The sequence below is a fragment of the Actinotalea ferrariae CF5-4 genome, from assembly GCF_000603945.1.
Classification (GTDB): Bacteria; Actinomycetota; Actinomycetes; order Actinomycetales; family Cellulomonadaceae; genus Actinotalea; species Actinotalea ferrariae.
Map to the genome: position 1 here is coordinate 1 of NZ_AXCW01000122.1, position 12,970 is coordinate 12,970.

11 protein-coding genes are annotated in these 12,970 nt (G+C 75.5%); 10 read left to right on the plus strand and 1 reads right to left on the minus strand.

The annotated features are described in order from the left end of the window. Positions 1–25: 25 nt before the first annotated feature. Positions 26–886: a maleylpyruvate isomerase N-terminal domain-containing protein gene (locus tag N866_RS19930; protein ID WP_052022956.1), complete on the minus strand. Its 861-nt coding sequence runs from the start codon at positions 884–886 to the stop codon at positions 26–28. Between the two features lie 66 nt (positions 887–952). Between N866_RS19930 and N866_RS11580 the strand changes: the two genes are divergently transcribed. The 10 genes from N866_RS11580 (at position 953) to N866_RS11625 (ending at position 12,824) form a co-directional block, all read left to right on the plus strand. Next, entirely contained in the window at positions 953–2,101 is a 1,149-nt protein-coding gene (locus N866_RS11580) for an Mrp/NBP35 family ATP-binding protein (protein ID WP_034226488.1), read from the plus strand. 53 nt (positions 2,102–2,154) lie between these two features. Next, positions 2,155–3,069 carry a transcriptional regulator gene (locus tag N866_RS22410; RefSeq protein WP_245612570.1) on the plus strand — a complete coding sequence of 305 codons (915 nt, stop codon included), beginning with the start codon at positions 2,155–2,157 and terminating at the stop codon, positions 3,067–3,069. A gap of 54 nt (positions 3,070–3,123) precedes the next feature. Then, on the plus strand, positions 3,124–3,927 hold the full coding sequence (locus N866_RS11590) for a DeoR/GlpR family DNA-binding transcription regulator (RefSeq protein WP_034226489.1): 804 nt from the start codon (positions 3,124–3,126) through the stop codon (positions 3,925–3,927). Beyond that, on the plus strand, positions 3,924–5,228 hold the full coding sequence (gene galT, locus N866_RS11595; protein ID WP_081802585.1) for a galactose-1-phosphate uridylyltransferase: 1,305 nt from the start codon (positions 3,924–3,926) through the stop codon (positions 5,226–5,228). Before N866_RS11590 ends, galT begins: the two co-directional genes overlap by 4 nt. Further along, positions 5,225–6,490: a galactokinase gene (galK, locus tag N866_RS11600; RefSeq protein ID WP_052022957.1), complete on the plus strand. Its 1,266-nt coding sequence runs from the start codon at positions 5,225–5,227 to the stop codon at positions 6,488–6,490. Before galT ends, galK begins: the two co-directional genes overlap by 4 nt. 393 nt (positions 6,491–6,883) lie before the next feature. After that, on the plus strand, positions 6,884–7,648 hold the full coding sequence (locus N866_RS11605; protein ID WP_034226490.1) for a DUF2382 domain-containing protein: 765 nt from the start codon (positions 6,884–6,886) through the stop codon (positions 7,646–7,648). Between the two features lie 213 nt (positions 7,649–7,861). Next, the gene (locus N866_RS11610; protein WP_034226491.1) at positions 7,862–9,196 is read left to right on the plus strand and encodes an ATP-binding protein; all 1,335 of its coding nucleotides are present in this window, start codon (positions 7,862–7,864) and stop codon (positions 9,194–9,196) included. Between the two features lie 204 nt (positions 9,197–9,400). Next, entirely contained in the window at positions 9,401–10,459 is a 1,059-nt protein-coding gene (locus tag N866_RS11615; RefSeq protein ID WP_034226492.1) for a hypothetical protein, read from the plus strand. Further along, complete coding sequence (locus N866_RS11620; RefSeq protein WP_034226493.1) at positions 10,459–12,066, plus strand: efflux RND transporter periplasmic adaptor subunit; 1,608 nt, start codon at positions 10,459–10,461, stop codon at positions 12,064–12,066. The genes N866_RS11615 and N866_RS11620 overlap by 1 nt, the downstream gene beginning before the upstream one ends. Next, positions 12,063–12,824 carry an ABC transporter ATP-binding protein gene (locus N866_RS11625; RefSeq protein ID WP_081802587.1) on the plus strand — a complete coding sequence of 254 codons (762 nt, stop codon included), beginning with the start codon at positions 12,063–12,065 and terminating at the stop codon, positions 12,822–12,824. The genes N866_RS11620 and N866_RS11625 overlap by 4 nt, the downstream gene beginning before the upstream one ends. Positions 12,825–12,970 lie beyond the last annotated feature (146 nt).

The window sequence follows — 12,970 nt, forward strand, 5'->3', positions numbered from 1 at the left end:
CCGACGGCGCGGCTGACGCCGCGCGCTACTGGGTCGCGTCCGCCAGCAGCAGGCGGAGCCGCTCGACGAGGTCGGCCCCGCCGGGGCCGCTGACCTCGAAGCCCTCCGGCCCGCCCCGGCCCCACAGCCACAGGTCGAGGTGCCACGCGGGGGCGCGGACCACGAGGGCGGGGTCGGTGCCGGGGTCCACGGCCTCCACGGGGTCGGGCGCGTCCGGGGCGTCCGGGTCGTCCGGGGCGCCGACCGAGGCGGCACCGATGCGCTCCACCGCCGCCGCGTCGAGGTCGTAGGCCGTCCCCGACTCCGGCCCCGTCCCGGTGAAGCGCCCGAGCCGCAGCAGCCAGGCCGCGTCGACGTCGGAGCACTCCAGGCGCACGGTGACGCCGTCGGGCGTGAAGGTCCCCCACGCCGGCACGCCGTCGAGCATGACGTGGAGCACCTCGTCGACGCCGTCGACGGCGAGCTCGACCGTCGGGGGCGTCACGGCGCGGCCGGCCGTCAGCTCCGCGTCCACGCGGTGGACGAGCGCCTCGTGCGCCTGCCGCCGGGCCACCCACGCGACGGTGCCGCCGTCCTCGTGCCAGGACCAGGCGGCGTCGTCGGGCCGGGCATCCGCGAGCGCGGTCGCCAGCTCGGTCCCGGCGGTCGCGACGAGCGTGCGCAGATCGGCCGGGTCCGACGGACGCTCCGGGGCGACGACGGCCTCGCCGTGGGCCCCACGCACGACGGCGGCCCAGTGGTGCTGCACCTCCGCGACGTGCCACAGCAGGTCCGCGGCCGTCCACTCGCACGTCGGGACCGCGGCCTCCGGCACCACCGGCCCGAGCGCCTCCAGGAACCGCTCCGTCTCCTCACGCACGGTGAGGACGTACGCCTCGTACTCCATCCTGCGAGCGTAGGCCCGCGGGGACCGGCCCACGAGGCACCGGCGCGGCCGACCTACGATGGACGCATGCCCACCCCCACCGTCGAGGCCGTCACCGCTGCGCTCGCCACCGTGCTCGACCCCGAGATCCGCCGGCCCATCACGGACCTGGGCATGGTGCGCTCGGTCGAGGTGGCCGACGCCGACGCCGACGGCCGGCACGCGGTCACCGTCGGGATCGACCTGACGACGGGCGGCTGCCCGCTGCGCGACACCATCACCCGCGACGTCACGGCGGCCGTGAGCGCGCTCGACGGCGTCGGCGACGTGAGCGTCGCGATGGGCGTGATGTCGGAGGAGCAGCGCGCGACGCTGCGGTCGACCCTGCGCGGCGGCACGGCCGAGCCCGTCATCCCCTTCGCCCAGCCGGGCAGCCTCACCCGCGTCTACGCGATCGCCTCGGGCAAGGGCGGCGTGGGCAAGAGCTCGGTGACCGCCAACCTGGCGGTCGCGATGGCCCAGGACGGACTGGCCGTGGGAGTCGTGGACGCGGACGTCTACGGCTTCTCGATCCCGCGCATGCTGGGGATCACGCAGCAGCCGACCAAGGTCGACGACATGATCCTGCCGCCCATCGCGCACGGGGTGAAGGTCATCTCGATCGGCATGTTCGTGCCGGCCGGGCGACCGGTCGTGTGGCGCGGCCCGATGCTGCACCGGGCGCTCCAGCAGTTCCTCGCGGACGTCTTCTGGGGCGACCTCGACGTCCTGCTCCTGGACCTGCCGCCCGGGACGGGCGACATCGCCATCTCCGTCGCGCAGCTGCTCCCGGCGAGCGAGCTCGTCGTCGTCACGACGCCCCAGCAGGCGGCGGCCGAGGTCGCCGAGCGCGCCGGTTCCATCGCGCTGCAGACGCGCCAGCACGTCGTCGGCGTCGTGGAGAACATGTCCTGGCTGGAGCAGCCGGACGGGTCCCGCCTGGAGGTCTTCGGCTCCGGCGGCGGTCAGACGGTCGCGGACAACCTCGCGACGGCGACGGGCACGGCCGTGCCGCTGCTCGGCCAGATCCCCCTCGACCTCGCGCTGCGCGAGGCCGGCGACGCGGGCACCCCGGTGACCCTCACCGCGCCGGACTCCCCCGCCGCGACCGTGCTGCGCGACGTCGCCCGCACCCTCACCCGCCGCTCCCGCGGCCTCGCGGGCCGCTCGCTCGGTCTCAGCCCCGCCGGCCGCTGACGGTCACCCGCGCGGCCCTGGTCCGCGGTCACTCTGCACGACAGAGTGGGCGCGTGACCGCCGACCCCGCCGTGTCCCTGTCCCGCTCCCTGCAGCGGCGGGTCGTCGCGGAGCAGCGGTCCGTGTCGACCGCCTGCCTGGTGCTCGGCACCGGCCTCGCCGTCGAGGCGCTCCTGCACTCCCCGGCCGCCCTCCAGCGCCTCCCGAGCTCCCTGTGGAACGCCGCGGTGTCGGGCGTCGTGTCCTTCCTCATCCCCGTCGTGGCGCTGGCCCTGCTCTGGCTCCTGACCCGCCGCCGCCGCACGGTCCTCGGGCTGCACCCTCGCGGCTCCGGCACCGGCACCCTCGTGATCGCGATCCTGGCCGTCATGGTCGTCACCCCGGTCACCGTCCTGCTCCTCGGAGCGGGGGTGTGGCTCGGCGGTGCGCTGGTCGCGGTGGGTGGGCGCTCGCGGGACCTCCTGCTGGGGTGGACGGGCCTGGGCGTCGTCGTCGTCGGGCTGTGGGCGTCGTGGCGGACCGTCGACTCCCCCGGCGAGGTGGCAGCCGCCGCGATGGCCGCGTGCGCCGTCGTCGTGCTGGCCGTCGGCGCCGTCCGCCGGCGCGACGAGCGGCGCGCCGTGGCCACGCCCGTCGGCCATGCCTACCGGGCGGACGACGGCCCGCACCCCGCCGCCGGGCTCGACGACGTCATCCACCAGCGGACCCGCCTCGGCATCGTCAGCGTCCTCGCGGAGTCCCGGTGCGACTTCACGTACCTCAGGCGCGTGCTGGGTCTCACGGACGGCAACCTCAACAGCCACCTCGGCGTCCGTGTCCAGGCCGGCTACGTGCGCACCGAGAAGGACGTCACGGGCGGGCGGGCGCGGACCTGGGGCAGCATCACCCCCGACGGTCGCGCCGCCCTTGGGGTGGAGATCCGCGCCCTGCAGTCGCTCATCGCCCGGACCGGGGTCACCGACGCCTGAGCCGCTCGCGGGAGCGGTGTTGTCTTCTGTTCGGTCACGGTGGATGATGTTCGGGTGCTGGCACAGCAGCGGCAGGACCTGATCCTCCAGGAGATCCGTACCCGCGGGGCGGTCCGCGTCGCCGACCTCGTCGTCAGCCTCGACGTCTCGGACATGACGGTCCGGCGGGACATCTCCGAGCTCGTCCGGCGCGGCCTGGTCCAGCGCGTGCACGGCGGCGCCGTGGACGCACGGCACGCCGCGCACGAGCCGGGCTTCCTCGCCAAGCGCGACCTCGCCGCGGCCGAGAAGGCGGCCATCGCCCGCGCCGCCCTCGCCCACGTCACCCCCGGCAGCGCGATCGCCCTCTCGGCAGGCACGACGACGGCGCTCGTGGCCGGGCTGATCGCACAGGATCCGACACTGCGGCCGCTCACCGTGGTCACCAACTCCCTGCCCGCCGCGGAGGCCCTGCACCTGCCCGACGACCACGACCTGACCGTCGTCCTCGTGGGCGGGACGCGCACGCCGTCGGACGCCCTCGTCGGGCCGGTCGCCTCCCGCGCCCTGGAGACGCTCCGCGTCGACGTCCTCCTGCTCGGCGTCCACGGCTTCGACGTCGAGGCAGGCCTGACCACGCCCAACCTCCTCGAGGCCGAGACGGACCGCGCGCTGATCGCCTGCGCCGGGCAGGTCGTCGTCGTCGCGGACCACTCGAAGAACGGCACCGTGGCGCTGAGCCGCATCACCGACCTCGGCGCCGTCGACGTCCTCGTCACCGACGACGCCCTGCCGCCCGAGGCCGCGGACGCCCTGCGCGACGCCGTCGGGGCCCTCGTCCTGGCACCCACCCCCACGAACGGAGCGGCCCAGCCGTGACCACGACCGTCCCCACCGGGGAGAGCGCCGGCCCTGCCGCCGTCCGCCGGACGGCCACGCGGCTCGCTGACGGTCGCGAGCTCCTCTACTTCGACGACTCCGAGCCCTACGTCTCCGGTGGCGCGACGCGCCGGCTCGACGATCCCCGGCCGTTGCCGGACCGGTTCGCCCCGGCCGTCGGCGAGGACGGCACGGGTGAGGACGGCACGGTGCGACCGGTCACCGGCCCGGAGATGCGCCAGGACCCGCTCACCGGGGACTGGATCCCCATGGCGTCCCACCGGATGAACCGCACCCACCTGCCCGCCGCGGACTCCTGCCCGCTGTGCCCGGCCCGCCCCGGCGCGCAGTACAGCGACGGCGAGGTCCCGGACACCGACTACGACGTCGTCGTCTTCGAGAACCGCTTCCCGGCGCTCATGCAGCTCCCCGGCGTGGCGGTGGACCACACCTGGCAGGTCGACGACGACCCGCTGTGGCCCGCGCGCCCCGCGGCGGGCCGGTGCGAGGTCGTGTGCTTCTCCTCCCATCACGAGCAGTCGTTCACCGACCTCACCCCCGCGCGGGTCCGCACGATCGTCGAGGCGTGGGCCGACCGCACCCGGGAGCTGTCCGCGCTGCCCGGGATCGAGCAGGTCTTCTGCTTCGAGAACCGGGGGCGGGAGATCGGCGTGACGCTGCCCCACCCGCACGGGCAGATCTACGCCTTCCCGTTCGTGACACCGCGGACGCAGGCGATGCTGCGCCGCGCCGCCGAGCACCGGGAGTCCACCGGGGGTCACCTGCTCCGCGACGTGCTCGACGCGGAGCGGCGCGCCGGGACCCGCGTCGTGCTGGAGTCCGAGCACTGGACCGCCTACGTCCCGGCGGCCGCGCGCTGGCCCGTCGAGGTGCACCTCGCACCGCACCGCGACGTCCTGGACCTGCCGGGCCTGACCGGGCCGGAGCGCGACGACCTCGCCGTCGTCTACCTGGAGCTGCTGCGCCGGCTGGACCGGTTCTTCGTGGACCCGGCGACCCGCGCCCCGATCCCCCTGCCCTACATCGCCGGCTGGCACCAGGCCGTCGTCGGCGCGGGGCGGGACCTGGGCCGCCTGCACCTGCAGGTGCTGTCCGTCCTGCGCGCCCCGGGGAAGCTGAAGTACCTCGCGGGCGTCGAGTCCGGGATGGCCGCCTGGATCAGCGACACCACGCCGGAGCGGGTGGCCGCGCGGCTGCAGGAGCTGGGTCCCGTGCGTCTGAGCCCGGCAGCACCCGACGACGACACCGCCTCCCACCACGACAGCGAGGACGCCCGATGAGCGAGCCGACGAACCAGCCGACCGACCACCCCGCCGTCGAGATGCTGCCCGCGTGGAGCCAGGCGGAAGGCGCGGCCCGTGCCGCCGCCGCGTTCCGGGAGCGCTTCGGGACCGAGCCCGACGGCGTGTGGTCGGCCCCCGGGCGCGTCAACGTCATCGGCGAGCACACCGACTACAACGGCGGGCTCTGCCTGCCGATCGCCCTGCCCCACCGCACGTACGTCGCCCTGGCGAGCCGCGCGGCGACCGACGGCGACCCGGACCGCGTCCGGCTCGCGTCCGCCCAGGAGCAGGGCACGTGGGAAGGGCAGATCGCCGACGTCGCGCCGGGCTCGGTGCAGGGCTGGGCCGCGTACGCCGTCGGGGTGGCCTGGGCGCTGCGCGAGGCCGGGCACGCGGTGCACGGCTTCGACGCGGTCGTCGACTCCTGCGTGCCCTACGGCGCGGGCCTGTCGTCGTCGGCCGCCCTGGAGTGCGCCGTCGCGGTGGCGCTCGACGAGGTGCACGCGCTCGGGCTCGGCGGGGACGACGCCGGGCGGGCCCGGCTCGCCGCGGCCTGCATCCGGGCCGAGAACGAGATCGCCGGCGCGCCCACCGGGGGCATGGACCAGGCGGCCTCGCTGCGGTGCACCCAGGGCCACGCGCTCCTGCTGGACAACCGCGACGGGTCGACCCGGCACATCCCCCTCGACCTCGCGGAGCACGGCCTCGCCCTGCTCGTCGTCGACACCCGCGCCCCGCACCAGCTCGCCGACGGGCAGTACGCGGCGCGCCGGGCGCAGTGCCACGCCGCGGCGGAGGCGCTCGGCCTCGAGACGCTCCGCGAGGTCGAGGACCTGGACGCCGCCCTCGAGCGCCTCGCCGGGACGCTGCCCGGGGGCACCGACGTCGACGTCATCCGCCGCCGCGTGCACCATGTCGTCACGGACACGCGCCGGGTCGAGCTGGTGGAGCGCCTGCTGGATGCCGACGACGTCGAGGCCGTCGGCCCGGTCCTGACGGAGGCCCACGCGTCCCTGCGGGACGACTACGAGGTGAGCGTGCGGGAGCTGGACCTCGCCGTGGAGAGCGCGGTCGCCGCCGGCGCCCTGGGCGGGCGCATGGTGGGCGGCGGGTTCGGCGGATCGGCGGTCGCCCTCGTGCGGGCCGAGGACGTCGAGGCGGTCGCCACGGCGGTCGCGACCGCCTTCGCGGAGGCCGGTCCGGCCGCGCCCGCCTTCCTCGTCGCCACCGCGGAGGCACCTGCCGGCCGCTCGGCCTGACGGCCGTCCCAGACCCTGCCCCGTCCGGATGACAGGACGGGTGATCCCCTTTCCAGGGCAGTCGGGTCGCCGGGGTGCGCGGGTATTGTGCGCGCGTTCGGAGAAGAACGCTCGCTCACCGGAAACGGGTTTCACCTCACGGGCCTGACCTGCGGCTACGCGCTCGATACATACCCCCGGGCGCATCGTCCTGAGCCTCTGGGAATGACCAAGGTGAGGCTCCGGAAAATGCGTTGATCACCGTCACAACTCCTTCACCTCGGTGATCTAGTGCAGCGTTTGCGGGGCGTTCTCCGCGGTGTTCGCATGGAGCAACGGACGACGCCGGTCCGGGCCTCCCGGACCATCGGTGAGCGCCCGGTCGACGTCACCACCACGAGACCAGGAGGTCCCATGATCACCACCGAGCAGGTTCAGCAGGTCATCGGCACCACCGTCCGCTCCTCCGACGGCGACAAGATCGGCAAGGTCGGTCAGGTCTACTTCGACGACGTCACGGGCCAGCCGGCCTGGGTCACCGTCGCCACCGGGCTGTTCGGCTCCAACGAGTCCTTCGTCCCCGTCGACAGCGCCGACGTGCGCGACGGCGAGCTGACCGTGCCCTTCTCCAAGGACAAGGTCAAGGACGCGCCGAACGTCGCCGCGGACCAGCACCTGAGCGAGGCCGAGGAGGCGGAGCTCTACCGCTACTACGGCGTCGAGTACAGCAGCGCGGGCACCGACACGTACGCCCAGACGGACACCACGGACTACTCGAAGACGGCTCGCCACGGCGACGACGTCGACGACGCGATGACCCTCTCCGAGGAGCGGGTCGACGTGGGCACCGAGCGTGTCGAGACCGGTCGTGCGCGGCTGCGCAAGCACGTCGTGACCGAGAACGTCACCAAGACCGTGCCGGTCACCCGCGAGGAGGTCCGGATCGAGCGCGAGCCGATCACGGACGCCAACCGCGACCGCGCCGTCGACGGGCCGGAGATCACGGAGAACGAGCACGAGGTCGTCCTCCACGAGGAGCGGCCGGTCGTGCACAAGGAGACCGTGCCGACCGAGCGCGTTCGCCTCGGCACCGAGCAGGTCACCACCGAGGAGACCGTGAGCGAGCAGGTCCGCCACGAGGAGATCGACACGGAGCGTGACGGCGGCAACCGCCGCTGACCTCGCTCCCCCGGTCCCGCCGGTGCGTCAGCACCTCGCGACGACCACCACGACGACGGCCCCCCGCCACGCGGGGGGCCGTCGTCGTGCGTCGGCCCCCCGCTCGACCCGCCGACCGGAATGCCGGGGTCGTCCCCACCGTCGATCACTAGACTCGAGGCACCTCGGCCGGGGCGACGGGGCCTCGGGGTCGTCGGACGGTGGGAGGTCGGCGTGAGCACGACGCATCGCCCCGACGACCTCTCGCACCTCCGGCTCCCGCCGCACGGGAGCAGCGTCGGGGCCGCCCGCCGCTTCGTGACGGCCGCCCTGGAGGCCCTCGGTCTGGACGACGACCTCGTCGACGACGCGGCGCTGGCGACCAGCGAGCTCGTCACCAACTCGGTCCTGCACGCCCGCACCCCGCTGGACGTGCACGTCCAGCTCTCCGACGGCGTCGTCCGCGTCTGCGTCGACGACGACGACGCCTCGCTCCCGGTCCTGCGGGACTACGGCAGCACCGCGACGACCGGGCGGGGGCTCGCCGTCGTCAGCGAGCTGGCCGCCGAGGTCGGCGCGGAGCCCCGCCCCGGCGGCAAGCGGGTCTGGTTCACGCTGCGGACGGCGCCGGACACCGCACCCGCCACCCCCGTGCTGCCCGGCCTGCCGACCGTCGCGCACGGGCGGGCACCGGCCGGCCGCACCGCCGTCGTGATCGACCTGCCCGTGGCGCTGTGGGAGGCGGCGCGCCGCCACGAGGAGGCCGCGCTGCGCGAGATGGCCCTGTTCCACGGCGAGCGCCTGCCCGAGGCCTTCGACGCCTGGGAGTGGTTCAACGCCGCGATGACCGCCCACACGCAGGTCGACCGCGCCGTCGAGCACCAGGTCCACGAGCAGCGCCGCGCCGCCGCGGAGCTCACGGGGCCCCGGGCGCGTCCCGCCCTGCCCGGCATCGAGACGGTCACCGTCCCGGTGCCGCTCGAGGACGACCTGCCCGACCGCCTGGCGCAGCTGCTGCGGACGCTCGAGGAGGCCGAGTGGCGGGCCGCGGCGGGCCAGCTCCTCATCCGCCCGGCCCTGCGCGAGGTCGTGGCCCTGCGGGACTGGCGCTGCGAGCAGGTCATCGCCCAGGCCCAGGGCGCGCCCCCGCGCGCCTGGCCGGACGTCCTCGCCGACGACGACGTCGCCCGGCCGCACGGCCGGCACGTCCGGGAGGCGGTGCTGGCACCCGAGTGGGACGCGGACGGGGTCCGCCGGGCTGCCGCCCCCGTCGTCGCGGTCGACGACCACGACCGGGTCCTCGCCGTCAGCGCCCCGGCCGCGGCGCGCTTCGGCTGGGAACCGGCCGAGCTCGAGGGTCGTCGCGTCGTCTCCCTCGTCCCGGCCCGCCTGCGCGACGCCCACGTCGCCGCCTTCACGCGGCACCAGGTGGCGGGTCGCGGCGCGGTCCTGGAGCGGGACTTCGTCCTGCCGGTCCTGCGCGGCGACGGCGGCGAGGCGCCGTGCCGCGTGCACCTGGAGGCGACGAAGGTCTCCGGGCGCACGGTCTTCCTCGCCTGGCTCCGCTGAGCACCTGGCTCCGCCGACGCCTCGCACCGCCGACGCCTCGCACCGCCGTCGGCCGCAGCCGCTGGTCCGTTCGGGTGAGCGGGCACGCACGAGCCCCGTAGGAGATCGATCTCATCCTCCGGGATGATCTGGCGCCCCTCGACCCGCCGCTAGGGTCGCCGTGCAGCCGGTCACACGAGGGGGATCCGCACCATGACACGTTCCATGACCCGACGCATCTCGACGCCGGGAGCGCGCCCCGCGACGCGGCGCCGGACCACCGCCACCACGGCCGCCGTCGGCGTCCTCGCGCTCCTCCTGACCGCCTGCGGTGGCGACGTGGGCACCGACGGCGAGAAGGAGGACGAGGGCGACGCGGCGCCGTTCGGCAGCGGCCCGCTCGACGCCTACTTCGAGCGGATCTACGGCGGGATGGACGAGAACGCCTGGGAGGACCAGCAGCGCGAGGTCGAGGCGCTCATGGCCGAGTGCATGGCCGAGCAGGGCTTCGAGTACGTGCCCGTCGACTACTCCAGCATGAGCCAGACCCCCGTCGAGGAGCCGGACGTCGAGTGGGGCACCCGCGAGTTCGCCGAGCAGTACGGGTACGGCATGACCACCTACCCCGGCATGGACGAGCAGCCCGCTCCCGAGGAGCAGGTCTGGGAGGACCCGAACCAGGTGTACGTGGACGCGATGTCGGAGACGGAGCGCGAGGCCTACTACGTCGCGCTCTACGGCGCCCAGAGCGGACCGGAGCCGGGCGAGGAGGAGGAGTGGGTCTACGACTGGACGCAGGCCGGCTGCCAGGGCAGCTCCCAGCACGCCATCGAGGAGAAGTACGGCCTCGGCGGTGAGGAGATGACCGCGCTCCAGGAGGAGATGGAGGCCCTCTGGGGCCAGGTGGCCGCCGACGAGCGCATCACCGCGCTGACCACCCGGTGGGCCGACTGCATGGCCGACGCCGGCTACCCGGGCCTGGCGGCCGTCGAGGACGCCCAGAACGCGATCATGGAGGAGCAGAACGCGATCCAGGAGGAGGTGTTCGCGGGCGCCGACGAGTCGGCGGACTGGGAGGCCCTCCAGGCCGAGGTCGAGGAGCGCACCGCCGGGCTGACGGAGAAGGAGATCGCGATGGCGGTCGCCGACTTCGAGTGCCGGGAGGAGGTCGAGTTCGACTCCGTGCAGGTGGAGGTCACGAACGAGTACCAGCAGACGTTCGTCGACGCCCACCGCGCCGAGCTCGACGCCTGGGTGGAGTCGGTCGAGGCGGCCCGCTCCTGATGGACCGTTCGACCCGCACGATCGCGATCCTGGCCGTCACGGCCGTCGTCAGCCTCGGCGCGGGGCTCGGGCTCGGGCGCCTCGTCCAGTCCCCCGCCGAGGCGGCCGCGGCCGCGGCGCCGCCGGAGGCCGGGCTCATCACGGTCCCCGTCGAGCTGCGGTCGCTGACCAACGACGTCGTGCTGCGCGGGGACGTGCTCTACGAGGACCCGGTGCAGGTCACGGTCGAGACCGGCGACCTCGGCGGCCCGGCCGTCGTGACCGGGCAGGTGCCCGTGCCGGGTGCCACGATCTCCGCGGGCGACGTGATGCTCGAGGTCGGCGGCCGGCCGGTGGTCGCCCTGGACGGCGAGCTGCCCGTGTACCGCACGCTGCGTGCGGGCGTCTCCGGCCCGGACGTCGTGCAGCTCAAGGAGGCCCTGGCGGGCCTGGGCATCGACGCCGGCGACGTCACGTCGCCCGTGTACGACGCGCGCGCCGCCGCCGGGGTCGAGGCGCTCTACGCGCGGGTCGGCTACCCCGCGCCCTCCCCCGGCGAGGACGTCGCCGCGGCCGAGGACGCCGCGCGGGACGCGCTGCGGTTCGCCCAGGACCAGCTCACCCAGGCCCGCGCCGACCTCGGCCGCGCCCAGGCCGGCGGTCCGCGCTCCGAGCAGGTGCGCCTCCAGGCGGAGGTCGACAGCGCCCAGTACCGGCTGGACGTGGCGCGCGCGGCGTGCGCGACCCCGAGCCCCGAGGTGCCCTGCGACCGGGGCGCCGTCATCGACGCCGAGGGCGCCCTCGCGGTCGCGGTCGCGGCCCGCGCCGAGGGCCAGACCGCACCCGACACCTCCGCCGAGCGGAGCGCGGTCCAGGCGGCCGAGCGCGCCGTCGGCGAGGCCCAGGCCGACCTGGCGGACACGCTGACGGACGCCATGACCCCGATGCCGGCGGGCGAGGTGGTCTTCCTCGACGCCCTGCCCCGTCGCGTGGACAGCGTCGAGGTGCGACGCGGCTCGACGGTGAGCGGGTCACCGGTGATGAGCGTCTCGGGCGCGACGCTTCAGGTCGTCGGCTCCGTGACGGCCGCCGACGCGGCCCTGCTCACGGTCGACGCCCCGGTCGTGATCCAGCTGCCCGACGGCGCGGAGGTCGGCGGGACGGTGGCCGAGATCGGTGGCGAGGACCCCGCCGCAGCCTCCGGCGGGGCCGGCGAGGGCGACGGGTACGGCGCGGGCGGCGGCGAGGACGCCGGGGCCCAGGACCGTGGCCGCACGCGCGTCGTGGTGGTGCCCGGGGACCTCACCGAGGAGCAGCGCTTCACGATCCAGGGCATGAACGTCCGGGTCACGGTGCCGGTGGGGTCGACCGCGGGCGATGTGCTCGCGGTGCCGATCGCGGCGCTCGACACCGGCGCGGCCGGCGAGGCGCGCGTCGAGGTGGTCGCCGACGACGGCTCGAGCGAGGTCGTCGTCGTCCGGACCGGCCTGGCCGCCGGCGGGTACGTCGAGGTGAGCGCCGTCGACGGCAGCCTCGAGCAGGGTGACCGCGTGTCCGTCGGCGTGGCCGGCGGACCGGACGCGGACGAGGACCCCTCCGGGGAGGACACCCCGGAGGACGAGGCGTGACAGTGCTCGCCGCGGACCCGCCGCAGGGGGTCGGGTCCGCGCCGGGTGCGGTCGCGAGCACGGCGGAGCACCTCGCGGACCCGGTCCGCGAGGTGCTCGCGCTGCGCGGCGTGGGGCGCACGTTCCCCGGGACGCCACCGGTCGAGGCGCTGCGCGACGTCGACCTGGTCGTGCACCACGGGGACTACGTGGGCGTCGTCGGGCCGTCCGGCTCGGGCAAGTCCACGCTGCTGCACCTGCTCGGGCTGCTGGACCGCCCGACCGCCGGCGACTACCTGCTGGACGGCACACCGACGCGCGACCTGTCCGAGGCCGACCGCTCGGCGCTGCGCGGCGGCCGGATCGGGTTCGTCTTCCAGTCGTTCCACCTGCTGCCGCACCGCTCCGTGCTCGACAACGTGCTCCTGGCGACCCTCTACAGCGGCGTGCCGCGCGCCGAGCGCCGGCGGCGTGCCCTCGAGGCACTGGAGCGGGTCGGCATGGGACACCGGCTCGACTTCCTCCCGCCCGTGCTCTCCGGCGGCGAGCGCCAGCGCGTGGCCGTCGCCCGCGCGGTCGTGGCGGCACCGCGGGTGCTCCTGGCGGACGAGCCCACCGGCAACCTCGACTCGGCGAACTCCGCCGGGGTGCTGGACCTCTTCGACGAGCTGCACCGTGACGGCCTCACCCTCGTCGTCATCACCCACGACCCGGAGGTCGCCGCGCGGGCGCACCGCCGGGTGCGGATCGCCGACGGCACCCTGCGGGAGGTGTCATGACCCTCCCGACCGACCCCGGCTCACCGGCCTCCGGTACGGTGCTCGCCGACGCCCGACCGGTGGGCGCATCCGCGGCGGCGCTCCCTCCGACCGCGCCCGCGTCGCCCGACGACGGCGCCCTCGCGGCGCTGGCGGCCGCGGCGGCC

What these genes read in the sequence shown, in the direction of transcription:
- N866_RS11580 (WP_034226488.1), top strand. Translation starts at nt 953, where the DNA reads ATGCCCACCCCCACCGTCGAGGCCGTCACCGCTGCGCTCGCCACCGTG.
- galK (WP_052022957.1), top strand. Translation starts at nt 5,225, where the DNA reads ATGAGCGAGCCGACGAACCAGCCGACCGACCACCCCGCCGTCGAGATG.
- N866_RS11615 (WP_034226492.1), top strand. Translation starts at nt 9,401, where the DNA reads ATGACCCGACGCATCTCGACGCCGGGAGCGCGCCCCGCGACGCGGCGC.
- N866_RS11605 (WP_034226490.1), top strand. Translation starts at nt 6,884, where the DNA reads ATGATCACCACCGAGCAGGTTCAGCAGGTCATCGGCACCACCGTCCGC.
- N866_RS11620 (WP_034226493.1), top strand. Translation starts at nt 10,459, where the DNA reads ATGGACCGTTCGACCCGCACGATCGCGATCCTGGCCGTCACGGCCGTC.
- N866_RS19930 (WP_052022956.1), bottom strand. Translation starts at nt 886, where the DNA reads ATGGAGTACGAGGCGTACGTCCTCACCGTGCGTGAGGAGACGGAGCGG.